General features: G+C 57.7%; 19 protein-coding genes and 1 tRNA gene. 10 read left to right on the top strand and 10 right to left on the bottom strand.

Going from position 1 to position 23976, the window contains the following annotated elements; genetic code table 11:
* Positions 1-1413, bottom strand: a complete 1413-nt coding sequence (locus AC2FJV_RS18290) for a pyridoxal phosphate-dependent decarboxylase family protein (protein ID WP_496714266.1) — start codon at positions 1411-1413, stop codon at positions 1-3.
* Positions 1414-1641: 228 nt separating this feature from the next.
* Here AC2FJV_RS18290 and hpaR point away from each other — a divergent pair, with 228 nt between their 5' ends.
* Together hpaR and AC2FJV_RS18280 are read left to right on the top strand one after the other, a co-directional pair.
* A complete protein-coding gene (gene hpaR / locus AC2FJV_RS18285; protein WP_496714264.1) occupies positions 1642-2094 on the top strand; it encodes a homoprotocatechuate degradation operon regulator HpaR in 453 nt (150 codons plus the stop codon).
* A gap of 616 nt (positions 2095-2710) precedes the next feature.
* On the top strand, positions 2711-3409 hold the full coding sequence (locus tag AC2FJV_RS18280) for a fumarylacetoacetate hydrolase family protein (RefSeq protein WP_496693083.1): 699 nt from the start codon (positions 2711-2713) through the stop codon (positions 3407-3409).
* On the opposite strand, the gene AC2FJV_RS18275 is transcribed toward AC2FJV_RS18280, so the two are convergent.
* Both AC2FJV_RS18275 and AC2FJV_RS18270 read right to left on the bottom strand, forming a co-directional pair.
* Entirely contained in the window at positions 3402-4616 is a 1215-nt protein-coding gene (locus AC2FJV_RS18275) for a winged helix-turn-helix domain-containing protein (protein ID WP_496694577.1), read from the bottom strand. The genes AC2FJV_RS18280 and AC2FJV_RS18275 overlap by 8 nt on opposite strands.
* Positions 4617-4619: 3 nt before the next feature.
* The gene (locus AC2FJV_RS18270; RefSeq protein WP_496690504.1) at positions 4620-5645 is read right to left on the bottom strand and encodes a LacI family DNA-binding transcriptional regulator; all 1026 of its coding nucleotides are present in this window, start codon (positions 5643-5645) and stop codon (positions 4620-4622) included.
* 115 nt (positions 5646-5760) lie between these two features.
* On the opposite strand from AC2FJV_RS18270, the gene AC2FJV_RS18265 reads away from it, so the two are divergent.
* A tRNA-Arg gene (locus AC2FJV_RS18265) sits at positions 5761-5837 on the top strand.
* A 431-nt stretch (positions 5838-6268) separates the two neighbouring features.
* Here AC2FJV_RS18265 and AC2FJV_RS18260 read toward each other — a convergent pair.
* The 4 genes from AC2FJV_RS18260 to AC2FJV_RS18245 form a co-directional block, all read right to left on the bottom strand.
* Entirely contained in the window at positions 6269-6556 is a 288-nt protein-coding gene (locus AC2FJV_RS18260; protein WP_496714262.1) for an HU family DNA-binding protein, read from the bottom strand.
* A gap of 130 nt (positions 6557-6686) precedes the next feature.
* A complete protein-coding gene (locus tag AC2FJV_RS18255) occupies positions 6687-8150 on the bottom strand; it encodes an AMP nucleosidase (RefSeq protein WP_496679274.1) in 1464 nt (487 codons plus the stop codon).
* Complete coding sequence (gene ade / locus AC2FJV_RS18250; protein WP_496714260.1) at positions 8147-9949, bottom strand: adenine deaminase; 1803 nt, start codon at positions 9947-9949, stop codon at positions 8147-8149. The genes AC2FJV_RS18255 and ade overlap by 4 nt, the downstream gene beginning before the upstream one ends.
* 143 nt (positions 9950-10092) lie before the next feature.
* Positions 10093-10968: a LysR family transcriptional regulator gene (locus AC2FJV_RS18245; protein ID WP_271952598.1), complete on the bottom strand. Its 876-nt coding sequence runs from the start codon at positions 10966-10968 to the stop codon at positions 10093-10095.
* Positions 10969-11084: 116 nt separating this feature from the next.
* On the opposite strand from AC2FJV_RS18245, the gene AC2FJV_RS18240 reads away from it, so the two are divergent.
* The gene (locus AC2FJV_RS18240) at positions 11085-11840 is read left to right on the top strand and encodes a class II aldolase and adducin N-terminal domain-containing protein (RefSeq protein ID WP_271952596.1); all 756 of its coding nucleotides are present in this window, start codon (positions 11085-11087) and stop codon (positions 11838-11840) included.
* A 12-nt stretch (positions 11841-11852) separates the two neighbouring features.
* Positions 11853-12842 carry a sterol desaturase family protein gene (locus tag AC2FJV_RS18235; protein WP_271952593.1) on the top strand — a complete coding sequence of 330 codons (990 nt, stop codon included), beginning with the start codon at positions 11853-11855 and terminating at the stop codon, positions 12840-12842.
* Here the strand turns inward: AC2FJV_RS18235 and AC2FJV_RS18230 are convergent.
* Positions 12839-13780 (bottom strand): GlxA family transcriptional regulator, encoded by a 942-nt coding sequence (locus AC2FJV_RS18230; protein WP_496714258.1) that lies wholly within the window; start codon positions 13778-13780, stop codon positions 12839-12841. The genes AC2FJV_RS18235 and AC2FJV_RS18230 overlap by 4 nt on opposite strands.
* A gap of 77 nt (positions 13781-13857) precedes the next feature.
* Here AC2FJV_RS18230 and AC2FJV_RS18225 point away from each other — a divergent pair, with 77 nt between their 5' ends.
* From AC2FJV_RS18225 to AC2FJV_RS18215, 3 genes are read left to right on the top strand one after another with little or no spacing between them, the layout of a single operon-like run.
* Positions 13858-15018, top strand: a complete 1161-nt coding sequence (locus tag AC2FJV_RS18225) for an acyl-CoA dehydrogenase family protein (protein ID WP_281973960.1) — start codon at positions 13858-13860, stop codon at positions 15016-15018.
* Positions 15015-17033, top strand: coding sequence for an acetate--CoA ligase family protein (locus tag AC2FJV_RS18220; RefSeq protein ID WP_496714256.1), 2019 nt, complete (start codon positions 15015-15017; stop codon positions 17031-17033). The genes AC2FJV_RS18225 and AC2FJV_RS18220 overlap by 4 nt, the downstream gene beginning before the upstream one ends.
* Complete coding sequence (locus AC2FJV_RS18215; protein ID WP_271952585.1) at positions 17030-17809, top strand: carnitinyl-CoA dehydratase; 780 nt, start codon at positions 17030-17032, stop codon at positions 17807-17809. Before AC2FJV_RS18220 ends, AC2FJV_RS18215 begins: the two co-directional genes overlap by 4 nt.
* Before the next feature lie 6 nt (positions 17810-17815).
* On the opposite strand, the gene AC2FJV_RS18210 is transcribed toward AC2FJV_RS18215, so the two are convergent.
* Complete coding sequence (locus AC2FJV_RS18210; RefSeq protein WP_281996129.1) at positions 17816-18448, bottom strand: class I SAM-dependent DNA methyltransferase; 633 nt, start codon at positions 18446-18448, stop codon at positions 17816-17818.
* An 89-nt stretch (positions 18449-18537) separates the two neighbouring features.
* Between AC2FJV_RS18210 and AC2FJV_RS18205 the strand changes: the two genes are divergently transcribed.
* Entirely contained in the window at positions 18538-19383 is an 846-nt protein-coding gene (locus AC2FJV_RS18205; RefSeq protein WP_496714254.1) for an SDR family oxidoreductase, read from the top strand.
* Between the two features lie 4 nt (positions 19384-19387).
* Here the strand turns inward: AC2FJV_RS18205 and AC2FJV_RS18200 are convergent, their stop codons facing one another.
* A complete protein-coding gene (locus AC2FJV_RS18200; protein WP_496714253.1) occupies positions 19388-21007 on the bottom strand; it encodes a GMC family oxidoreductase in 1620 nt (539 codons plus the stop codon).
* Positions 21008-21435: 428 nt separating this feature from the next.
* Here AC2FJV_RS18200 and katG point away from each other — a divergent pair, with 428 nt between their 5' ends.
* Positions 21436-23637: a catalase/peroxidase HPI gene (katG, locus tag AC2FJV_RS18195; RefSeq protein ID WP_496714252.1), complete on the top strand. Its 2202-nt coding sequence runs from the start codon at positions 21436-21438 to the stop codon at positions 23635-23637.
* The last annotated feature ends 339 nt before the right edge of the window (positions 23638-23976 follow it).

Here is a 23976-nt window from a genome sequence, read left to right as displayed (position 1 = left end):
CTAGTTTAGCGAGCGGGCGATTTCAGTGATCACGTCAAATGCCATTTGGACGTCTGCCTGCGTGGTCTCAAACTGACCGGCCTGAAAGCGGATCACCAAGTCGCCATCAACGCGGGTTTGAGTCAAGTAAATGCGGCCATCATCATTGATCGCATTGACCAGCCGTAGGTTCAGATCGTCCAGATCGGTTGATCCAGGGGGGGCATAGCGGAATGTCCACAATGACCACATAGGGTTAGTGGTGATTTCGAAATCGGATTCAGCTTTCAGCCGGTCATGCAGAGCCACTGACCATGTTATATGATTGCGCAACCTTTCACGTAGCCCTTCCAGACCATAGGCGCGGATGACGAACCACAGTTTCAGGGCTCGGAACCTGCGGCCCAGCGGTACCGACCATTCAGAATAATTTATGATCCCGTCCTTGCCGTGGGTCTTCAGGAATTCCGGGCTGATCGCGAGTGTCCGTACCAGATCATCGGGGTCCTTCAGAAAATGGGCGCAGCAATCGAACTGAACACCCAGCCATTTATGCGGGTTGAACACGATGCTGTCGGCTTGCTCGACTCCCTCCCAGTAATGGCGGTATTCGGGGCATATCATGGCCGAGCCAGCCCAAGCTGCATCGACATGCGAATATAGCCCGTATTTTTGCGCAATCTTCAGACATTCCTCTACCGGATCGGTCGCGCCGGTTCCGGTGCCGCCGACGCAGAGGATCACGCCGGTTGGTTGATAACCAGAGTCTAAATCGGCTTGGATTGCTGTTTCCAGCGCCTGTGGGTCCATCCCGCGCCAGTCGCCTTGTATGGGCACCCGCACCAGATTTTCCTGCCCGATCCCCGCAACCCATATGGCGCGATCAACCGAGGTATGGACTTCGGCCGAGCAATATACGCGCAGCGGTTTCTGTCCGAACAACCCATGTTGGTTGCCCTGCCAATTCAGCGCCTTTTCCCGCATGGTCAGCACAGCGGCCAGGGTCGCGGACGAGGCGGAATCCTGAATGACACCTGCAAAGCCCGTGGGCAGATCCAGGGCCTGCCGCAACCAATCCATCATCCGCGTCTCCATCTCGGTCGCGGCGGGGGATGTCTGCCACAACATGCATTGCGGAGCGATGGCGCTGGTTAGAAACTCGGCCAGAACCGACGGGGCCGAGGCGTTTGCATTAAAATAGGCAAAAAAGCGAGGATGTTGCCAATGGGTAATCCCAGGCATCACGATCTGTTCGAAATCGTGAAAGATTTCCTCCATCGCCTGGGAGCGCTCGGGAGGGCGCGCGGGTAAGGCGTTAAGAATATCACCGGGTTCCGTTCTGGCCCGAACCGGATTGTCGCCGACAGTCAGATGGTAATCCTGTGCCCACTCAGCAATCTTGGCGCCCCAATCCGAGAATTCATCCCAGTTCATTTTATCTTCCAATCTTCTCTGAACACCGCTTTCGATCCTGTGCCAGTGATGAATATCCGGGTTGAAACGTCAACGCCCTTTGCAGGAATCCAGTGGTCTGAGATTTATCTGAACATGTTTCCGCAGAGAGAAATGGAATAATTTAGGCTCTAATAAGCGATAAATGCCTAGAATTCCAAACACGGAAAGGTCAGTTGAAGAATGAACCGAATTCGGCCAGAATTTAACATGGCTCATGAAATTCCATTGACGTCCCGGTCTTTGCCTATTGCGCTGCTGCGCGCGAGGGAACGGGTTATGGGGCCTATCCGTAGAATGCTTGTCGAAGCGGGCGTAACCGAACAGCAATGGCGAGTTCTGCGGGTGCTGGAAGAGGAAGGCCCTCAAGAGCCCACGCATATTGCTGACCGTGCCTGTCTGCTTTTGCCCAGCCTGACCCGCATTCTGCAAAAGCTTGAGGCCAAGGGCCTTGTCGCGCGGAAAAGCCATCCGGTCGACAAGCGCAGGCAGATTGTTGAGATCACGGTCAAAGGGGCAGGGATTATCCGGGATAACATCGACTATACGTTGCTTTTGGCTGAAGAAATCCGCAACACGCTGGGACCAGAGCGGCATGAGGCGTTGCTGGATCTTCTCAACGATCTGCACGAGTTGAAATTACAATCAGATTCTCGGGACTAACAGTGTGTGGGCCCCGCCAGAGGGCCTTTGTGACCTCTCTGGCGGAGTGGCCAGGCCCGAGTGGACCATGTGCCTGGCCTACAGCCGGATACGAGGGGTGTTCAAACGATCCGGCAACGTTTCAGAGAACATCAGACCCCGAAAATCGGGGTTTCTCAGGCGCAAACTTACCCAGGGGGATGGGTGTTTGGCCGTGGTCCTCTGAATACTCGCACCCGGATTTCAGCGATTTCTGCCGTCCACGCGGGTGTCTTCGCAAGAAGGCGGAGGATTGGTGGTCCGCCGCCTTTGTGAGTGGTGACGTCTCAGTGCTGAACGCTTTCTGTTAGCAATAAGCTAGCGCGATACAGCAGTTTTCCAAGGCTTGACGGCTAAAATCTGAATGAGCTGTCGCAGTGTTTTCAGTCGCATGTTGAAAGTAAGCCCAGCGCCATAAGTAGCCATGTCTGCGAATTTTGAAACACGCGCAGGCTTACCGGTTCGATTTGGGCAAGCCTGTGCCGAATCATCCCCGAATTGTCGGCAAAAACCGGCGTGCGGGTTTCCAAGGATTGCGACTTGCTCTGGTTTATGCCCTTTAATATCCACTTTAACTAACCTGTGTTATGGCGGCATGATGATGGGTAGCCTGTTCTCTATTCCTGATCCGATCGCTTTGCCGGTTACCGGCGAGGACGACACATACCCGGTTGGGCGAATCTTTTGTGTGGGCAGGAACTATGCCGCACATGCGGCTGAAATGGGACATGAGGTCGACCGTGAGGCCCCTTTCTATTTCACCAAGGCCGCTGCAAACGCGGTCCTGTCTGGGGTGACGACGGCTTATCCTCCGGGGACCGAAAATTTCCACCATGAGATGGAGCTGGCTGTTGCAATCGGAAAGCCGGTTTTTCAGGCTGATACTTCTCAGGTGCAGGAAGCGGTGTTTGGCTTTGGCTGCGCCTTGGACATGACCCGACGTGATCTGCAAATTCGCGAGCGCAACAAACAGCGCCCTTGGGATCTTGGAAAAGATTTCGAGAATGCAGCCGTATTTGCCCCTCTGACCCGCGTGAGCGATTGGCAACCCGACCCGCAAAAACGCATCATTTTGCGCGTTAATGGCGAAACCCGGCAGGACGCAACCTTGGATGAGCTGATCTGGTCGATTGACGAGATCATAAGTCACTTGTCCGGCTATTATCATCTGCGACCAGGGGATTTGATCCTGACCGGAACGCCGGCTGGTGTAGGACCGGTTCAGCCCGGAGATTCACTCGAGGGTGAGATTGACGGGTTGCAGCCGGTCAAATTGAGTATATCAGACCCTAAATAGGGTCTTTTTGCCAATTCTCGGCAAATTCTATGTCATCCAACCCGGCAAAGCGACGAACCCGGTCCAGTTCGGCCTGTAGGCGGCGCATGCGGGCATCTGACCACCGTACTGTACGTTCTGGCCACAGGGCGCTGACCCGCAGCACCGACTGATCGCGATGGGCCTTCATGTCGATCCGGCCAATCAGCCGGTCGCCTTCGAGAAGCGGGAAAACATAATAGCCATAGGTGCGTTTAGGGGCAGGAACAAAAACCTCGATCCGGTAGTGAAACCCAAACAGCCGCTGCGCGCGGTCACGGTCCCGCAGCATCGGGTCAAACGGACTGAGCACTCTGATCCGACCCGGTGCTGGGGGGATCTGCGCGGCTTGTTCAGCAACACCCGGGCGTGCAAACAGTTTCCTGACCTGACCATTGGCACATTCGATCTCGATTTCTTCGACATGGCCTTCGGTCAAGGCGGTTTTGCACCAGTCTCGGGCTTCTGCGCTGCTGACCGTATCCCAAAACGCCGCCAATTCGCCCGAGGTCGCAAACCCCAGCCGGTCAAGTGCCGCATGGCACAACCAATCCACGGTCTGTTCGGCGTCACACTGCATGTTGCCGAGGCAAAGATGCGTCTCGATCACCCGCTCGGTCAGGTCATAGCGTTTCTGGAACCCTTGCCTGCCGATCACGGTCAGCGCGCCCGAGCGCCAGAGGAATTCAAGCGCGGTTTTCGACGGGTGCCAATCCCACCAGCCACCGGAGCCTTTCTTTTCGTCTTTTCCCACATCCGACGAGGAAACTGGCCCATGATTGCGTATATGCTGCAATACGGTTTCAAATTGCTGCTCGAACCCATCGCGACGCCAGTTTTTCCAGCGCGATTTCAGCAGGTCAGCGTCGCGCTGAAACCGTAGATGCCAATGGGGGTAGAACTCCATCGGAATGACTGCGGCATCATGGGTCCAATGTTCGAACAGCCCACGGTCACGTTCGTAGACATGCTTGAGGTTTTTGGCGCGATAGGCGGGCCTGCGCGAAAACAGGATCATGTCATGGGCGCGGGCGACCGTGTTGATACTGTCCAGCTGAACAAATCCCAGACGCCTGATCAATTCAAGCAGGTCAGGCCCTTTCGCAGCCCCGGACGGCTGTTCTGCCAGCGCGTGCCGGTCCATGAACAGGGCGCGGGCCGCCCGATTGTTCAGCCTTTGCATCGCCATGGGTCAGCGGCGTTTCAGCGTATCGCCATAACTGATCTTGGGGGTCAGAGTTATGCGGTTTTCGACCTCGGAAGCGGGATCGGAAAGCTGAACGGCGATTATCTCGGCTGCCTTGCGCCCAATCTCGTGTCGACATGCATCCATTGTGGCCAGCTTGCGCGGCAGACCCTGTAACAGTTCGACATTGTTGAACCCTGCCAAACCGATCTGGCCTGGAATGTCTATCCCCTGGTCCAACAGATACAGCAACCCGCCAGCACCAATCATGTCGTTGGAATAATACAGGAAATCCAGATCCGGTGAGCGTTCCAACATGGCTTGAGTCATCTCGCGGCCTTTGGCCAAGGCCGAGCCCCCGGAATAAAACTCGCGGTCTTCGATCTCGATCCCATGCTTGCCCAGCACTTCGGTAAAGCCTTCGAACCGTTTCCGGGCGCGGTGATCCAGGGGCATTTTGGTGCCCATAAAGCCGATATGTTCATAGCCCGCTTTCAGGATCGCCTGTGCCATCTCACGCCCAGCGCGGCGATGGGAAATCCCGACCATCGCGTCCACCGGCTTACCATCGGTGTCCATGATCTCGACCACCGGAATCCCCGCCGAATCCAGCATGGCGCGTGCGGCATCGGTATGTTCCAATCCGGCGATGATCACGCCCGAGGGCCGCCACGAGAGCATCTCGTACAGGACTTTTTCCTCTTTTTCGGGCAAATAATCGGTGACGCCGACCACTGGCTGTAGCTCGGTATCCTCAAGAATCTGATTGATCCCGGTCAGCACCTCGGGGAACACCATGTTCGACAGCGACGGGATGATCACCGCCACAAGGTTCACCCGGCTTGAGGCAAGCGCACCAGCGATTTTGTTCGGCACGTATCCCAGTTCTTTTGCTGCGGCCAGAACGCGTGTGCGGGTCGCATCCGACACGTCACCCCGATTGCGCAGAACCCGGCTGACCGTCATCTCAGACACTCCGGACGCTTCAGAAACATCACGAAGGGTGAGTGGGCGTTTGTTTTCTGTGGTCACGGGGTGCACCTGCGTTGTTGTTTTGTCCGATGGTAGCGTGAACAGGACGCATTTTACAACTGCCCTTCAAAGCCGATGACAACCCGAAAAAACCACGCTACAGAGAGTTTTGCGCGGCCCCGTGGCTCAACTGGATAGAGCAGCCCCCTCCTAAGGGGCAGGTTGCAGGTTCGAATCCTGCCGGGGTCGCCAAGATATCTAATGAAATCATTTATTTTCCATACTTTAGACAGTTCACTCGCTTCGAAAGGTGACACATGACTAAAAATTGGTTCGGATGAGCCAATCAAAATATCCATCGCCGAGAATGAATTTCTTTTTGGGGCGAGTGCGGCAAAACAAATTACTGGTCCGAAAGTCGACCGGATATTGTCCGTTCTTGTTCTGTGACGGGGCCAGCCTCGCGAATTTGTGGCATTCGCCAGCTTAGGCCACCGGTCCTGTTGCGCACCCAGCTAATGAGCGCGGCGCTAGATTTATTCTTCGCCGATCTCAGATTGCATAACACCAGGCTGACCACGGCCGGCCTCCCAAAGCCTTACAAAAAACTGGCTTCAATAGGGGGGTAAAAGAAAAAGGGCCCCCAAGCGGCGGCCCTTGATCGTTTTGCAGTGAAAGCTGGATCAGCCGTTCACGCTGTCCTTCAGCGCCTTCGCAATGGTCATTTTGACCACTTTGTCGGCTTCTTTCTTGAACTGCTCGCCGGTGGCAGGGTTACGCACCATGCGCTCGGGGCGCTCGCGACAGTAGATTTTGCCGACACCAGGCAGGGTCACCGCGCCGCCCGTCGACACTTCGCGGGTGATCAGGCCGGTCATGGCCTCCAGCGCAGTGTTCGCAGCTTTCTTGTCGGTTCCCATTTCCTCAGCGAGAGCAGCAACCAGCTGAGTCTTTGTCATAGGCTTTGCCATTTCTTGGTCTCCTTAACGTGCCCGATAAATAGGGCCTCACCGCGTAACTGTAACGGGATATTGTAGGTGAACACAACGAATAGTAGCGTCGAAAACCCTAAAAATAGGGGGAATTCGTTGCTTTTTTGCTTCAGAGAAAGGCCGTTTCATCAAAGGAACGCAATTTCCGGCTGTGCAGGCGCTCTAGCGGCATGCCCCTCAGGTGCTCCATCGCACGAATTCCGATCGCGAGATGGCGGCTAACCTGTGTGGTATAGAAGGCAGAGGCCATGCCAGGAAGCTTTAATTCGCCGTGCAGCGGCTTGTCTGAAACACAGAGCAACGTGCCATAGGGAACACGGAACCGATAGCCGTTGGCGGCAATGGTCGCGCTTTCCATATCCAGCGCGATTGCCCGTGATTGGCTGAGCCGCTGTACCGGGCCGGACTGGTCGCGCAGTTCCCAGTTGCGGTTATCGACCGAAGCAACTGTGCCTGTGCGCATGACCCGTTTCAGCTCATAACCTTCCAGCTCGGTGACCTCGGCTACAGCCTGTTCCAGCGCAACCTGAACCTCGGCCAAAGGCGGAATCGGCACCCAGACCGGCAGGTCATCATCCAGAACCTTGTCTTCGCGCAGATAGGCATGGGCCAGAACAAAATCGCCCAATGCCTGTGTGTTGCGCAGCCCGGCGCAGTGGCCAACCATCAGCCAGGCATGCGGGCGTAGCACGGCGATATGATCGGTCGCGGTTTTGGCGTTCGACGGACCGACGCCGATGTTGACCAGCGTGATACCCGATCCATCCGCCCGCTTTAGGTGATAGGTCGGCATCTGCGGCAGCTTTAGGGGTTGTTCCAGCACTCCGCCTTCGGTGGTGATCTCTACATTTCCAGTCGAGACAAAGCTGGTATAGCCACTGTCTGGTTCAGCCAGCTGCGCGCGTGCATAGTTTTCGAATTCCGAGACGTAGAACTGATAGTTGGTGAACAGCACATGGTTCTGGAAATGACTGGGATCAGTCGCAGTGTAATGCGCCAGCCGGGCCAGTGAATAGTCGACCCTTTGCGCAGTAAACAAAGACAGCGGGCCGTCTTCTTCCTCGTGGTCATGGACGCCATTGACGATGTCGTCATGGGTGGTTGTCAGGTCCGGTACGTCGAATACATCGCGCAGGGTAAATCCGGCGGCGCCCTGATGCGGAACGATCAGATCAGGATTGTTGGCCACGGCGAAATGAACCGGAATGGGTGTATCCGAAGCCCCGATCGTGACCGGCTGGTCATGGTTTCTGATCAACAGGGCAATCTGTTGGGTCAAATAGGACCGGAACAGATCTGGCCGCGTTACAGTGGTCGAGTGGATGCCCGGTTCCGAGACGTGACCAAAACTTAGCCGGCTGTCGACCCGCGCATAGGAGGAGGTTTTGATGCGAATTTCCGGGTAATAGGCTCTGAAGCGTTCAGTTGGTGCTCCGTGCTCGATCACATTGGCAAAGTTCTCGCACAGGAAGCTGGTGGCTTGCTCGTACAGTTCTTCCAACCTTGCGACCGCGGCTGCGGGATCGGTGAAGTTCTCGGGCGCGGGGGCCTTAGGTGCTCGTATTATTGTCATGCAAGGGGTTCCAAAAGATCGATCTTTTCAAATTTGCGCACATCCACCAGCCCGACATCCGAGATCCGCAATTCAGGGATCACCACCAGGGCCAGCAATGAGTGCTGCATATAGGCGTTGTTCAGTTTACAGCCACAGGCCTGCATCGCCCGAACCATTTGTTCGGCCTTGGCGGCCACTTCGGCTGCCGGGCTATCAGACATCAGTCCAGCGATGGGCAATTCCACCAGCGCCAGTTCCTCACCGTCTCGGAAAATGGTGATGCCACCGCCGATCTCGGCCAGCCGATTTGCGGCAAGGGCCATCTGTTCGCGGTCGGTCCCAACAACAATCATATGGTGACTGTCATGGGCCACGGTCGAAGCCATTGCCATGCGCCCCTGATATCCAAACCCCGAGACAAAGGCATTTGTGACCCCGCCCGTTGCGCGGTGGCGTTCGACAAGCGCAATCTGGCAGACCTCCCCCTCGGCTTCAACCAGGCCGCCAATGATGGGCAGTTCGGCCTTTAGCGCTTTGGTCGGGGCCTGGTTTTCGACCACACCAATCACATTGGCCTGAACGCGGTTCGCCCCTTTGGGGGCCTCGATCTGAAAATCCGCGCTGGTCAGGGCATGGCCCAGATGCACGGTGTTTCGAGCGGCTGCAGGCCAATTCAGATGCGGGCAGTCCACAGTGATCTTGCCGTCCTCTGCCACGATTTGGCCGCGCGCTATGACAAGCTCGATGGGCAGGTCCTTCAGGTCCGAGCTGAGGATGATATCCGCCCTGCGCCCGGGCGTGATCGAGCCGATATCGCGTTCCAACCCGAAATGCGTGGCTGTGTTGATCGTTGCCATCTGCAGCGCCACCAAAGGATCACAGCCACAGGCAATCGCATGGCGCACCACGCGGTTCATATGCCCTTCATTGACCAGTGTGCCGGAGTGGCAATCATCCGTGCACAGGATGAAGTTGCGCGGATCCAGCCCTTTCTCGGTGATGGCGGTGATCTGAGTTTCCACGTCATACCAGGCCGATCCCAATCGCATCATCGACCGCATCCCTTGACGCACCCGCGCGATGGCATCGGCCTCGCAGGTGCCTTCGTGGTCGTCGGCAGGGCCGCCTGCGACATAAGCTGCGAAATCAGGCCCTAAATCAGGCGAAGCATAGTGCCCGCCAACGGTTTTCCCTGCCCGTTGGGTCGCGGCAATCTCGGCCAGCATCACGGGATCACCATTGATCACCCCAGGGAAATTCATCATCTCACCCAGCCCGATGATGCCCGGCCAGCTCATTGCTTCGGCAACGTCCTCGGCGGTGATCTCATAACCGGTGGTCTCAAGCCCCGGCGCCGATGGCGCGCAAGAGGGCATCTGGGTGAAAATGTTAACGGGCTGCATCAGCGCCTCGTCATGCATCATACGAACGCCGTCCAGCCCCAGGACGTTGGCTATTTCGTGCGGGTCAGTGAACATGCTTGTCGTGCCATGAGGGATAACGGCCCCCGCAAATTCGGCCGGGGTCAGCATTCCTGATTCGATATGCATATGCCCGTCGCACAGGCCGGGCAGCATATACCGCCCCTCTGCCTCGATGATCCGGGTGTTCGGGCCGACGCAGTGCGAAGCATCAGGGCCAACATAGGCGATACGTCCATCGACAATCGCGATGTCATGATCGGGCAGGGCTTCGCGGCTGTGCACGTTAACCCAGATCCCGCTACGGACAACAAGGTCAGCGGCTTGACGCCCTGCGGCGACAGCGATCAGACGGGGGGCGGTATCGGGCCAGCTTGGGAAAGGTGTGAATTCCATGGCCCAACTTTCCCGAACGCACGGAAAGGTGCAACCCCTGCTCGGCAGTTATCATGATTCCGTCATGCAGCGCGTCAGCGCTGTTGTGCCTAGCCCCGTGAAGGTCCCGTAAGAGCCGCTATGTTAGGCAGGAGAGCCACAGCCTAGCCAGAGAACGTTTTCGCAATCTCGCGCCGGACCCATTCGGCAAAGGCAATCGCTCCAGGTGACTCTTCTGCCTGAGGCGACAGCAACAGGTAATAGGCCTCTGGCACAACTGCGCGATATTCGAATGGTGCAACCAATCGACCTTCATCAATCAAGTCGCGCGCGATTGTGTCATGTGTCAGGCACAAGCCACCCCCGGCCATCGCAACCGACAGGCTGACCAGATAGGTGGTGGAATATGTGATTGGAGGATTTTCCCAAATTAGACCCTGATCTTCGATCCAATTCTGCCAATTCGACAGCAGGTTTGAGCAGTCATACAAAGGGGTTCGCTGTAGTGTATCCAGCGACACCTCATAGCCCGGCGCGCAAACCGGATAATAATGATCGGATCGCAGCAGTTCGGTTCGCACCGTGTCCGAAGGTCTGAGCGAAAATCGAATTTCTACCGCAGCCCCCTCCGCCATTTCCCGGGGCTCCCACAACTCGGTGAATATGTTCAGCTGTACAGACGGGTGTTCGGCCTGAAACATTGGAAGGCGGGGGGCCAGCCAGTTGACCGCAAAAGTGATGTTGCATTGTACCTGCACCGCGTTCTGCTGGGCCCCGGTCACGGCCCGCGTTCCGCGCAGTAATGTGCGAAATGCCTCACGCACGACAGGGAGATAGCTGATCCCGGCCCCGGTCAGTTCAAGTGCGCGGGGACGGCGCAGGAAAAGCGGTTGGCCAAGATAGGCCTCAAGCGACTTGATTTGCTGGCTGACTGCACTTTGTGTCATGTTCAGGTCGCGCGCTGCAGCGGTAAAGGACAGGTGGCGGGCCGCGGCCTCGAAAGTCCGAAGCCAACCCAACGGGGGCAGCTGTTTTTGCATGGGCATAACCTGGCCATTAGTTCAGCTTATGAAATAGGCGCGATTTTTTCGTTGGTCAATTTTTTCTACTGCGGGCACGATTTTCCAATCAAGCAATCCGCTGACAGGAGACGGAAATGAGCGTTGCCAGCTTGCGCCCCAATATTGACCATTGGCCTGAGCGTGTGGATCTGGCGGCCACATTTCGATGGGCTGAACGTCTGAATATGCACGAAGGGGTTGCAAACCATTTTAGCTTGGCGGTGAATCAGGACGGCACGCAATTCTTGATGAACGCCAATCAGATGCATTTTGCACGAGTCAAAGCATCGAACCTGCTTTTTCTGGATGCCAAAGACGCTGATGTCATGACCCAACCCGGCGCACCGGACCCAACTGCCTGGGGCCTGCATGGTTCGATTCACCGGCACTGTCCTCATGCCCGCTGTGTAATGCATGTGCATTCCATCTTTGCCACGGTTCTGGCCTCGTTGGCCGACAGCACATTGCCGCCGATCGATCAGAACACCACTACGTTCTACAACCGTTATGTGGTCGATCACGAATTTGGTGGACTTGCTTTCGAAAGCGAGGGGGAACGTTGCGCGACCATGCTGGCAGACCCAAAAAAGAAAGTCATGATCATGGGTAATCATGGGGTTTTGATTTTGGGCAGTAACCCGGCAGATGCCTTTAATAGACTCTACTATTTCGAACGCGCTGCTGAAACGTATATCCGTGCCTTACAGACGGGCCAACCCCTGCGCGTTTTGTCAGACGAGATTGCGGAAAAGACAGCTCAGGAACTGGAAGAATATCCCGATCAGGCCGAGGCACATTTGCGTGAGATCAAGGCCCTGTTGGATGCCGAAGGCTCGGATTACGCAAGCTGACGAGAGACCGTGATGCCGGACACTGACCAAAATCCCGAGGCCGCCCGCTGGAATTACCACCCCGATGGGCCTGTGGCTTTGAACCCGCTGTTTAACTGGCCGCCCCGCCTGTCTGCAGTGTTGAAATGGTATGGTGGTGCATGGCTTCAGGTCACTGCCCTGACCCTGTGCCTGGGGCTTGCGGTGGTGGCCTATGTGCTGTTTTTCCCGGGTTTAGAGACGATGAAGACCTTCCAGCCCGGCTGGATGTTCCGAATCTGGTTGCTGAACATGGTGCCTCAGATTCTGGTCGCGGGCGGGCTGCATTGGTGGCTGTACATGCGCAAAGGGCAGGGCATGTACAAGAAGTTCGACCGCCGGGATCTGACCCGGGACAACGGGACCTTCACCTTTCGCAATCAGGTCTGGGACAATATCTGGTGGACCCTGGGCAGCGCCATGAGTGTCGCCACGATTTACCAATGGGGGATCTATTGGGCGATGGCAAATGGCTATGTCCCCACGGTCACATGGTCCGCCGCACCGGTCTGGTTTGTGATCTGGATGTCGCTAATCCCCATGTGGTCGGGGCTGCATTTCTATTGGGTGCATCGGCTGGAACATCACCCCAAGCTGTATAAACATGTCCACGCGGTGCATCACCGCAACGTCAATATCGGGCCGTGGTCGGGGATATCAAATCACTGGTTTGAGAACCTGTTGTACTTCACCACCTATTTCATCCACCTGATCGTGCCGTCGCACCCGATACATTTGTTATTCCACGCCTATTTCCAGCAGGTCAGCCCGGTTCTGTCCCATTCCGGGTTCGAAAAGCTGAAAGCCGGGGAGACCGAGGCCGCCCGCGCAGGCGATTTTTTCCACCAGCTGCATCACCGGTATTTCGAGTGCAACTATGGCACCTCAGAGATCCCGTTCGACAAGTGGTTTGGCACCTATCATGACGGCTCAGCCGAGGCGACGACGCGCACGCGGGCTTATAAAAAGCAGATGTATACCTAGCCGACCCGTAGGGCACGGGGGGTGATCCCGAATTCGGCTCGGAAGGCGCGGGTCAGGGCGCTGGGATCATCGTATCCGGCCCGCAGGGCGATCTCGCTGACAGTCAGGTCGGTTTCTGCCACCAGCTTCCGCGCTAAATTCAGGCGCAAGCGGCGATAGACCTGGGCCGGACCCGCACCCAGTTCGGATTGCATCCTTGTGGACAATGCCTTGTGCGAGCGTCCGACCTGTCGGGCGATATCCGTAATGGGCAGCGGAGTTTCAAGATTCTCCTGCATCAGCGCCAGAGCCTTGTTTACATAGCCGGTAGTCGCCCCAGCCCCTCCGGAATGCGACCGAGCGGAATCACGGGTCATGAACAACTGCGCGACTTCCAGTGCCAGTGCCTGCCCGTGGTCATGACCGATCAGATGCAACACAAGATCGAAAGCTGCCATGGCGCCGGAACAGGTAATGCGATTCCGGTCTAAGACATACCGCTCGCGCCGGGCGTCGATCTCGGGGAACCGCTCGGTAAAGCCGGTCAGCTCTTCCCAATGGATGGTGGCGCGATACCCGTCCAGCAGTCCGGCCAGCGCCAGCAGCCAGCTTCCGGTGTCCAGCCCAGCCAGAACGTCATAGCGATTTGCGGCGGATCGCAATCCGGTCAGCGTCGGCCAGCCGCCATGCGCGCGAAACCCATATGATGGCATCACCATCAATGTACCGCCGTGGGCAGATTGCAGTCTTGCGTGCGGCGTAACCTGCAACCCCGAGGATGATGTGACCGGCCCTTCTGTCAGCGACAGGAATTCCCAGTCATACAGTTTTCTTCCAGCCAGCGAATTGGCCGCGCGCAGGGGTTCGACCGTGTTGGCAAGGCAATGGTTTGAAAACCCATCAAAAAGCAGAACCCCGAATTGCTGCATCGCGGCAGGCGATTTTGTCCATCTTCGCATGTTTAACGTCTATTTCTGCACGATGAACTTTGCAACCCGGGCCACGATATCGCAAGCCCCAGATGTGGAGACCGCAGATGCAATATGGCCTGACCGACGAGCAAGAGATGATCGCCGCGACTGTTCGCAGTTTCGTCGAGAAAGAGATCTATCCACATGAAGAGCTGGTTGAACGTACCGGCGAGGTTCCGCAGGAAATAGCGGATGAGATCAAGCGCAAGACAATTGAATTGGGTTTCTATGCCTGCAATTTTCCCGAAAGCGTCGGATGTGCCGGGCTGAACCATCGGGAATTTGCACTGGTCGAGCGCGAACTGGGCCGGGGATCGATGGCCTTGAACCACTTCTTTGGCCGTCCGCAAAACATCCTGATGGCCTGCGAGGGCGAGCAAGTCGAACGCTATCTGATGCCCGCAGTTCGGGGCGAAAGGATGGATGCACTGGCGATGACCGAACCAGGTGCAGGTTCGGATGTGCGTGGTATGAAATGTGCCGCAGTTCGAGACGGCGGAGATTGGGTCGTCAACGGGACCAAACATTTCATCTCGGGCGCGGAGCATGCCGATTTCATCATCGTTTTCATCGCGACGGGTGAAGATCAGACGCCAAAAGGTCCAAAGAAACGGATCACAGCCTTTCTTGTGGATCGGGGCACGCCGGGATTCACCATCCGGGACGGGTATAAATCGGTCAGCCACCGGGGCTATAAGAACATGGTCCTGGATTTTGACGATTGTCGCCTGCCCGACAGTCAGGTGTTGGGCGAGGTCGATGGCGGGTTCGAGGTGATGAATACCTGGCTTTATGCCACCCGCATCACCGTGGCGACCATGTCGGTCGGACGCGCACGTCGCGCCTTTGACTATGCGCTGGACTATGCAGCCACGCGTGAACAATTCGGTCAGAAAATCGGCAAGTTCCAGGGCGTGTCATTCCAGATCGCCGATATGATCACCGAAATCGATGCCGCTGACCTGTTGACGCTGGCAGCGGCCGACCGGCTGGACAAGGGGCTGCCTGCAAACCGCGAGATTGCCTCGGCCAAGCTCTATGCGTCCGAAATGCTGTCGCGCGTGACCGATGCCGCGATTCAGGTGCATGGCGGCATGGGGCTGATGGACGATTACCCGCTGGAACGGTTCTGGCGCGATGCGCGTGTCGAACGCATCTGGGACGGTACCAGCGAGATTCAGCGTCACATCATCAGTCGTGAGCTGTTGCGGGCACTTGGCGCATGACAACGGCGCTGGCACGGGCGTTGAACCCCAGCTCCATTGCCGTGATCGGTGGTGGGGCTTGGTGCGCGTCAGTCATTCAACAGGCGCGCAAGTTCGGGTTTCAGGGCGATATCTGGCCGGTCCATCCCAAAGCCGCCGAGGTCGCCAGAGAGAGGGTGTTTGCACGGCTCGAAGATCTGCCCTCGGCCCCGGATGTGGCCTTTGTGGGCATCAATCGTCATGCAACAATCGAGGCGGTTCAGGCGCTGGCAGCGATCGGGGCAGGGGGCGCGGTTTGTTTCGCGTCGGGGTTCACCGAGGCGCGAGCCGAGGATGATCTGGGCGCCGATCTGCAGGACCAGTTGATTGCGGCCGCCGGCGAAATGCCTGTTCTGGGTCCCAACTGCTATGGTTTCGTCAACGGGCTGGATCAAGTCGCAGTCTGGCCGGATCAGCATGGGATGCAACCGGTGGAACGAGGCGTAGCGATCCTGACGCAAAGTTCGAATATTGCAATCAACATGACCATGCAACGCCGGGCCCTGCCCCTGGCGTTCATGCTGACCTGCGGGAATCAGGCGCAGACACATCAGGCTGACGTTGCCTCAACACTTCTGGACGACGACCGGATCACTGCTATCGGTGTTCATATCGAAGGGTTTGGCGATCTGCGAAAATGGGAGGCTTTGGCCGACAAGGCACGCAGACGGGGCGTATCGGTCGTTGCTTTGAAAATGGGCCGCTCGTCCCATGCGCAGGCGGCAACGATATCCCATACGGCGTCTTTGGCAGGTGGTGATGCGGGCGCGCAGGCTTTTTTGGACCGGTTGGGAATCGCACGGTTGGACGACATTCCCAGCTTTTTGGAATGTCTCAAGCTGTTGCATGTTACGGGGCGATTGCGCGGCAGCGGGTTGGGTACCATCAGCTGCTCGGGCGGTGAGGCCAGCCTAGCCGCAGATATGTCCGAGGGACGCGATCTGCATTTCCCGCCATTGACCAAGGTACAGCAAGCTGACCTGCGCGCAGCTTTGGGGCCCATGGTGGCGTTGGCGAACCCGCTGGACTACCACACCTATATATGGCGCGATACCGAAGCGATGACCCGCGCGTGGTCGGCGATGACCGGGCCGGAACAGGCCATTACCATTGCGATTGTGGACTATCCTCACACCGACGCATCGGATTGGGAATGTGCCACCCAAGCGGCGTTGAACTGCGCCGCCCAAACCGAGCGACCTTTTGCCGTTGCCGCGACCCTACCCGAACTTTTGCCAGAGGATGTGGCGCAGCGCCTGCTGGACGGCGGTGTGGTGCCCTTTGCCGGTCTGCATGAAGCCTTGGCTGCGGTTGAGGCCGCCGCGCGGCCGGTTGCGGCACCGGCTGATCCGGTACTGTTGCCCTCGCAGGCTGAGGCAGACCATGTCTTGACCGAAGCAGAGGCCAAACGGGCGCTGGCAGATCATGGTCTGCGGATTCCTCAATCCGTAGTGACGCGTCCGGACAAGGCTGCGCATGCTGCATCGAATCTGACCGCGCCTTTCGCGGTCAAGGGCGTCGGGCTTGCGCATAAATCCGAACACGGTGCGGTGCGCCTTGGCGTCGGCTTGGACGATCTGAGCGCGGTTGCGACCGAGCTTGGAACCGACGAAGTTCTGATCGAAGAGATGGCCCAAGGCGGTGTTGCCGAGTTATTGATCGGCGTCACCCGTGATCCGGCCCATGGCTATGTTCTGACGCTAGGGGCTGGAGGCGTGCTGACCGAAATTCTGCGCGACAGTGTTTCAGTGCTGATCCCGTCATCCCGGGACGTGGTCCGTCAGGCGCTGGGCAAGCTGAACTGTGCGCCGTTGCTTGCGGGGTATCGCGGTAAACCGGCGGCGGATACCGAGGCGATCCTGAATGCAGCCGAGGCTGTGCAAGCCTATGTTATTGCCAATGCAGCCCATGTCAGCGAAGTTGAAATCAATCCACTCATCTGCAATCCCGATGGCGCTGTGGCCGTGGATGCTCTGATCCGAAAGGCACGTATATGAACCCGGTTAAAACCATGCGCGATGGCGCGATTCTGCAGGTCACTCTGGACCGACCCAAGGCAAATGCCATTGATCTGGCCACCAGCCGGATCATGGGTGAAGTGTTCCGCGAATTCCGCGATGATCCTGAGTTGCGCGTGGCCATCCTGACCGGTGGTGGCGAAAAGTTCTTTTGCCCGGGGTGGGACCTGAAGGCCGCCGCGGACGGAGACGCCGTGGACGGAGATTATGGAGTCGGCGGTTTTGGCGGGCTGCAGGAATTACGGGATATGAACAAGCCTGTCATCGCCGCGGTGAACGGGATTGCCTGTGGTGGCGGGCTGGAACTGGCGCTGAGTGCGGATATGATCATCGCTGCAGAGCATGCCAGCTTTGCCCTGCCCGAAATCCGGTCGGGCACCGTGGCCGATGCGGCCAGTGTAAAGCTGCCAAAACGCATCCCCTACCATATCGCGATGGAACTGCTGCTGACTGGCCGCTGGTTCGATCCGGTTGAGGCAAAAGGGTGGGGCCTGATCAACGAGATCGTCCCAGGTGATCAGCTTTTAGACCGGGCATGGGAACTGGCCCGTTTACTGGCCAGCGGCCCCCCGCTGGTTTACGCGGCGATCAAAGAGATCGTGCGCGACGCCGAAGATTCCAAGTTTCAGGATGCCATGAACCGGATCACCGGGCGGCAGTTGCCGACGGTGGACATTCTATATGGTTCTGAAGACAACCTCGAAGGCGCGCGCGCCTTTGCCGAGAAACGCGACCCGGTCTGGAAAGGGCGCTGAGCGGGTTCAGATCTTCTCGAACATTGCGATAAGGGCGGTATCGTCCCGGTTGGGCCCGGCAGCCAGGTCGCCGTAGATTCGAACTTCGGGCAGGGACAGGTTTTGTATCTGCCCATGGGCAAGCTGGTGCAGTGCGTCAGCAAATCCCAGAGATTCGTAGTGTTTCGCGTTAATCGACAGAGCGAATTGCGCGCCTGTCCGGGCCACGTTCAACAGCGCGGGCAGGGCCTCGGGGCCGAGATGGCCATGGGTAAATGTGCCCGAGGACACAATGCCCGAATAGCTGTCGCGCGGCACCGGGATGCCCTGGTTCAGGTCAGCCTCAATCGCGTCGCGGTAGATGTCTTTGCGCAGGGCCTGATCCAGCATCTCGGCGCTGATATCGGTGGCGTCGATTGGGCCAACGCCCAACCCGGCCAGTACCGCACCGCAAAGCCCGGTGCCTGCACCGACATCCAAAACCGGACCCTGTCCCCCGGCGCTGACAAAGGCGCGGGCGGTGTGGATATGCAACTGATAGTCCTCGCGCGCCGCAAAACCGTCATCATAGTCGCCAGCCCATTCGGCATAAAGCCGTTTGTGGTCCTCGGGGCTGTCTAGCGCATAAGCTGCATGCAGGTCGGGCGATTTTGTACGCATGACTCATGAAAGGCGTATGTGGGGATTCGAATCAAGTATCCAGTGGCGGGTGCTTGCATCTTGGACCATTGGCGATCATCAAGAAGGATATGGTTAAGACACTCTTTTCATTCGGTCACGGATATTCGGCGCAGGCCCTGTCGCGGCATCTTGAACCGGCGGGTTGGCGCGTATTCGGAACTACGCGCGATCCGGCGCAATCGGGTGCGGTCCGCGCATCCGGTGCCGAACCGGTGATCTGGCCCGGTCAGAAGGTTGATTTGGACGGGGTAACACATCTGTTGATTTCGACCGCGCCGAATGCGGGCGGAGATCCGGTGCTGGCGGCGCTTGGCGACAAAATCGCTGACCGCGCAGGTCAGTTCGATTGGGTCGGATACCTTTCCACAACCGCAGTCTATGGGGACCACAAAGGCGGTTGGGTGGACGAGGCGACCCTTCCTTCACCAATGGCCGAGCGCGGCAGGTGGCGCGTCCGGGCCGAGACACAATGGCAAGACATTACGGGCCTGCCCGTCCACATCTTTCGCCTTGCCGGGATATATGGCCCCGGGCGCGGCCCATTTTCCAAACTTAAACGGGTGGGAATGCGCCGCATAATCAAACCGGGGCAGGTGTTCTCGCGCATCCATGTGGCGGACATCTCGCAGGTGCTTGCGGCGTCGATGGCATCGCCGAACCCAGGTGCGATTTACAATGTCTGTGACGATGAGCCGGTGCCGCCACAGGATGTCATCGCCTATGCGGCTGAACTGCAAGGCCTGCCTCTGCCCGCTGCGGTTCCGTTCGACCAGGCCGATATGTCCCCGATGGCCCGAAGTTTCTATAATGAAAACAAGCGGGTCAGGAATGACCGGATCAAGGATGAACTGGGTATCCGGCTTTTGTATCCGGATTACCGCGCTGGACTGCAGGCCCTGATGAAGGACGGCTGAGCCATTATCGGGCGGTGGCTTTGATCAGGTCCGCGGCTTTCTCGGCGATCATGATGGTTGGGGCGTTGGTGTTTCCCGAAACCAGAGTAGGCATGACCGATGCATCGACCACGCGCAGCCCCTCGATCCCGCGCACACGCAGTTCGGGGTCAACCACGGCCATCGCATCCACACCCATTTTGCAGGTTCCGACCGGGTGATAGATCGTATCTGCGCGAGCGCGAATATGGTGCTCCCAATCCGCATCGGTTTGAGCGTCATCTATGCCGTACATCGCTTTGTGCCGGAATCTACTGAAGGCCGGCGCGTGCAGAATGTCTTTGGTTATACGCGCGCCCTTGATCAGCGTGTCCAGATCGCGGTCATCGGACAGGTAAGCCGGATCAATGGCCGGAGCGGCAAAGGGATCGGCGCTGTGCAGCCCGACCGTGCCACGGCTTTCGGGGCGCAATTTGCACACATGGCAGCCGAACCCATAGCCATAATGCAGCTTCCTTGCATGATCATCGGCCAAGGAAATGACAAAGTGCAGCTGGATGTCGGGGCGATCCAAAGCCGGGGAGGTTTTCAGAAACGCGGCGCCCTCGGCAAATGGCGTGGCCGCCATCGACTTACCGGTCTTACGCCAGCGCCAAATATGTCCTGCCAAATTCAATGCGGCAGCGGCACCGATGCCGAATGTGTTGGTGTCCCGGGTTTTATAGAGCAGCGTGAAATCCAGATGGTCCTGCAGGTTCTTGCCAACGCCCGGCAGGTCGTGCCGTACCTCGATCCCATGTTTGACCAGATCATCAGCGGCACCAATCCCGGATAGCTGCAACAACTGCGGAGTTTGAAGTGCACCGGCGCAAACCAGAACCTCGCGCCTGGCGGAGACAGTGATATCCGCACCTTTGGCCTTTTTCCTGTACACCACGCCGGTGGCCCGCTTTCCTTCAAAGGTCAGCTCTTTGGCATGGGCGTCAGTAATGACCGTCAGGTTCGGGCGGTCCATGACCGGAAAGACATAGGCCGCCGCTGCCGAGCATCGCTCGCCATTCTTCGACGGGTCGTGAAACTGTGTGACCTGATACAAACCAACGCCCTCGTTATCGCCGCGGTTGAAGTCCCGGCTTCGGCGGTGCTGCATCTGTTCGGCGGCCTCGATAAAGGCAAGTGTGATCGGGCGCGGCTGTTTCTGGTTTGACACGTGCAGAGGGCCGCTGTCGCCGTGATGGTCGTCGGCGCCATCTTCGTTATGTTCGGACATCTTGAAATAGGGAAGGACGCTGTCCCAGTCCCAACCGGCACAGCCCAGTTCAGCCCAGCCATCATAGTCCTGACGCTGACCCCGGACGTACAACATTGCGTTAATCGCGCTGGACCCACCCACCGTTTTGCCGCGCGGCTGATATCCTTTGCGGCCGTTCAGCCCCGGTTGGGCCACGGTTTCAAATGCCCAGTTGTTGATTTTCGGCCGCCCCGGCAGCGAGGCCACTGTTGCCGCGGGCAATCTGGTAAGCATGCCGTTGCCGCCGTTTCCGGCTTCAAGAAGGCAGACACGTATTCCAGGATCTTCGCTCAGACGACCGGCAAGAACCGAACCGGCGGATCCTGCGCCGACAATTACATAATCAAATTGCATTCAGACTCCAAAAATTTTCGGAACCGGCAGTCAAATACGCCGGTCAATCTGTATTAGGCGCGGATCCGAACAAAAGAACCCGCGCTCATGTCGTTCATAAAGACAGTGGTCGCATACGGATGAAAAACAAGGGCTGTGGTCTATATGTGACCCAAGGTTATTCAGGGATTTGAAAATTGCTCCGATTGCACGGGATCCGGGGATGTTCTCTTCATAATTATTTCCTATGGTTTTCATCATTAAACAAAACTTTTATGCATGAATGCAATTTGCTATTTCTGACTAGGTCAGGACTTCAGGAATACCGATACCCTTGCCAGATGCTCAGCGTATTTGGATGGGGAAGACGTGTCTTGAATCTGTGTTCTTGATTACCACGAATTTCACTGCGCAAGATCGCCGGATATTAGCTAGGATTGGAGACCGATATGGACGGAAGTGATAACCCCAAAGCAGGCGGATGCCCTGTGATGCACGGCGCTGGAACCCGTTCCAACCGGGATTGGTGGCCGAACCAGCTAAACCTGTCGATCCTGCACCAGCACGGAGCGGCTTCGAACCCTCTGGGTTCGGATTTCGACTATGCCGAAGAGTTCAAAAAGCTGGATATGAAGGCGCTGAAAGAAGACCTATATGCGCTGATGACCGATTCACAGGAGTGGTGGCCGGCGGATTATGGCCATTACGGCGGTCTGTTCATTCGGATGGCCTGGCATAGTGCAGGCACCTACCGGACGGCAGATGGCCGTGGCGGGGCCTCGACCGGGAACCAGCGTTTTGCGCCGCTCAACAGTTGGCCGGACAACGGTAACCTCGACAAGGCGCGTCGTCTGCTGTGGCCGATCAAGCAAAAATACGGAAACCAGATTTCCTGGGCTGATCTGATGATCCTGGCAGGTAACTGCGCCATCGAATCCATGGGTGGCAAAACCTTTGGTTTTGCCGGCGGCCGTGCCGATATCTGGGCCCCCGAAGAAGACATCTATTGGGGAACCGAGACAGAATGGCTGGCCCCGACCGACAATCCGCAGAGCCGGTATTCCGGTGAGCGCGATCTGGAAAACCCTCTGGCCGCAGTGCAGATGGGCCTGATCTATGTAAACCCTGAAGGTCCGGACGGAGAGCCCAACGTTCTGGCTTCGGGTCGTGACATCCGCGACACTTTTGGCCGGATGGCAATGAATGACGAGGAAACCGTTGCTCTGGTTGCTGGTGGTCACACTTTCGGCAAGGCGCATGGCGCGGGCGATCCCGATCTGGTCGGCCCCGAACCCGAAGCCGCCCCGATCGAAGAGATGGGCTTTGGTTGGATCAACAAGTTTGGGTCCGGCAAGGGTGACGATACCACGACATCAGGGATCGAAGGCGCCTGGACCGCAAATCCGATCCAATGGGATAACGGCTATTTCGACCTGCTGTTCGGATATGACTGGAACCTGACCAAAAGCCCCTCGGGCGCGTGGATTTGGGAACCGGTGAATGTCAAAGAAGAAGACATGGCCCCGGCGGCGCATGACGCGTCGAAGAAGGTCAAAACCATGATGACCACCGCCGACATGGCGATGCGCATGGACCCGATCTATGGTCCGATCTCAAAGCGTTTTCACGAGAACCCGGAAGAATTCGCTGACGCTTTCGCCCGCGCATGGTTCAAACTGACCCACCGCGACATGGGCCCGCGTTCGAATTACATCGGCGAGGAATTTCCGGCCGAGGAACTGCTGTGGCAAGACAATGTCCCCGCCGTGGATCACGAGCTGATCGGTGACGCGGATGTGGCCGAGCTGAAGGCTAAGATCGCGGCCACTGGCCTCTCGGTGTCCGAGCTGGTTTCGACCGCATGGGCTTCGGCCTCGACCTTCCGCGGCTCGGACAAGCGCGGCGGTGCCAATGGCGCACGTATCCGTCTTGCTCCGCAGAAAGACTGGGACGCGAACGAACCGATGAAGCTGGCCAAGGCACTGACCGCGCTTGAGGGCGTTCAGGCGGTGTTCAACGGCGCACAATCCGGGGGCAAGAAAGTGTCTCTGGCCGACGTGATCGTTCTGGCCGGTAATGTGGGTGTCGAACAGGCCGCCAAGGCCGGCGGTCAGGAGGTTGAGGTTCCGTTCACCCCGGGCCGTACCGATGCGACGCAAGATCAAACCGATGTGGACAGCTTTGCCGTGCTCGAGCCCGAGGCCGACGGCTTCCGCAACTATCAGAAGACGGATTATTCGGTTTCGCCCGAAGAGCTTCTGGTCGACAAAGCCCAGCTGCTGACGCTGTCGGCGCCTGAAATGACCGCGCTGGTTGGCGGTCTGCGCGTGATCGGCGCCAATTTTGGTGACACCAAGCATGGTGTGTTGACCGACCGCGTCGGCACGCTCAGCACCGACTTCTTCACCAACCTGCTGGACATGGGCACCGAATGGAAACCCGCGGGCAAAGGCGTCTATGAAGGTCGGGACCGCGCCAGCGGTGAGGTCAAGTGGACCGGTACCCGCGTCGATCTGGTCTTCGGCTCCAACTCGCAGCTGCGGGCTCTGGTCGAGGTCTACGGTCAGGCAGGCGCAGAAGGCAAATTTGTCTGCGACTTCGTCTCGGCCTGGAACAAGGTCATGAATGCAGACAGGTTCGATCTGAAGTAAGCCTGTGACCTTCGCAGAATTTGCGCCGTCCGAGGAGACTCGGGCGGCGTTTCCTTGCCCCGGTTCCGGGCGCATACCCAGCAATGGGTACGATTCCGCCCAGGGGCTGTTCTTTCCGCTGTTCCATGCGGTCCGTTACCGACTCGGAAGAGAGAATTATTAAGCTAACATTTTGTTTTTATTAACATAGAGAAGTTTCTGTTAAGAAATGCAAAGTTTTTTCAGATTGGGGGTTGCAGGTCCCAGACCTAATCCGTAAATACCCCTTCACCGGCGCTGCTGAGGCGCTTGTGACACACTGGAGAGACGGTGGGACGGGCTGGAGAGACGGCCGGACGC

The sequence above is a fragment of the Ruegeria sp. CDSA241 genome, assembly GCF_059611265.1.
This window is presented reverse-complemented; position numbering and strand designations above follow the sequence as displayed.

Bases quoted from the DNA above. Each gene is read 5' to 3' on its own strand.
- AC2FJV_RS18290 (WP_496714266.1), bottom strand. From the start codon at position 1,413: ATGAACTGGGATGAATTCTCGGATTGGGGCGCCAAGATTGCTGAGTGG.
- hpaR (WP_496714264.1), top strand. From the start codon at position 1,642: ATGGCTCATGAAATTCCATTGACGTCCCGGTCTTTGCCTATTGCGCTG.
- AC2FJV_RS18280 (WP_496693083.1), top strand. From the start codon at position 2,711: ATGATGGGTAGCCTGTTCTCTATTCCTGATCCGATCGCTTTGCCGGTT.
- AC2FJV_RS18275 (WP_496694577.1), bottom strand. From the start codon at position 4,616: ATGGCGATGCAAAGGCTGAACAATCGGGCGGCCCGCGCCCTGTTCATG.
- AC2FJV_RS18260 (WP_496714262.1), bottom strand. From the start codon at position 6,556: ATGGCAAAGCCTATGACAAAGACTCAGCTGGTTGCTGCTCTCGCTGAG.
- AC2FJV_RS18255 (WP_496679274.1), bottom strand. From the start codon at position 8,150: ATGACAATAATACGAGCACCTAAGGCCCCCGCGCCCGAGAACTTCACC.
- ade (WP_496714260.1), bottom strand. From the start codon at position 9,949: ATGGAATTCACACCTTTCCCAAGCTGGCCCGATACCGCCCCCCGTCTG.
- AC2FJV_RS18245 (WP_271952598.1), bottom strand. From the start codon at position 10,968: ATGCAAAAACAGCTGCCCCCGTTGGGTTGGCTTCGGACTTTCGAGGCC.
- AC2FJV_RS18240 (WP_271952596.1), top strand. From the start codon at position 11,085: ATGAGCGTTGCCAGCTTGCGCCCCAATATTGACCATTGGCCTGAGCGT.
- AC2FJV_RS18235 (WP_271952593.1), top strand. From the start codon at position 11,853: ATGCCGGACACTGACCAAAATCCCGAGGCCGCCCGCTGGAATTACCAC.
- AC2FJV_RS18230 (WP_496714258.1), bottom strand. From the start codon at position 13,780: ATGCGAAGATGGACAAAATCGCCTGCCGCGATGCAGCAATTCGGGGTT.
- AC2FJV_RS18225 (WP_281973960.1), top strand. From the start codon at position 13,858: ATGCAATATGGCCTGACCGACGAGCAAGAGATGATCGCCGCGACTGTT.
- AC2FJV_RS18220 (WP_496714256.1), top strand. From the start codon at position 15,015: ATGACAACGGCGCTGGCACGGGCGTTGAACCCCAGCTCCATTGCCGTG.
- AC2FJV_RS18215 (WP_271952585.1), top strand. From the start codon at position 17,030: ATGAACCCGGTTAAAACCATGCGCGATGGCGCGATTCTGCAGGTCACT.
- AC2FJV_RS18210 (WP_281996129.1), bottom strand. From the start codon at position 18,448: ATGCGTACAAAATCGCCCGACCTGCATGCAGCTTATGCGCTAGACAGC.
- AC2FJV_RS18205 (WP_496714254.1), top strand. From the start codon at position 18,538: ATGGTTAAGACACTCTTTTCATTCGGTCACGGATATTCGGCGCAGGCC.
- AC2FJV_RS18200 (WP_496714253.1), bottom strand. From the start codon at position 21,007: ATGCAATTTGATTATGTAATTGTCGGCGCAGGATCCGCCGGTTCGGTT.
- katG (WP_496714252.1), top strand. From the start codon at position 21,436: ATGGACGGAAGTGATAACCCCAAAGCAGGCGGATGCCCTGTGATGCAC.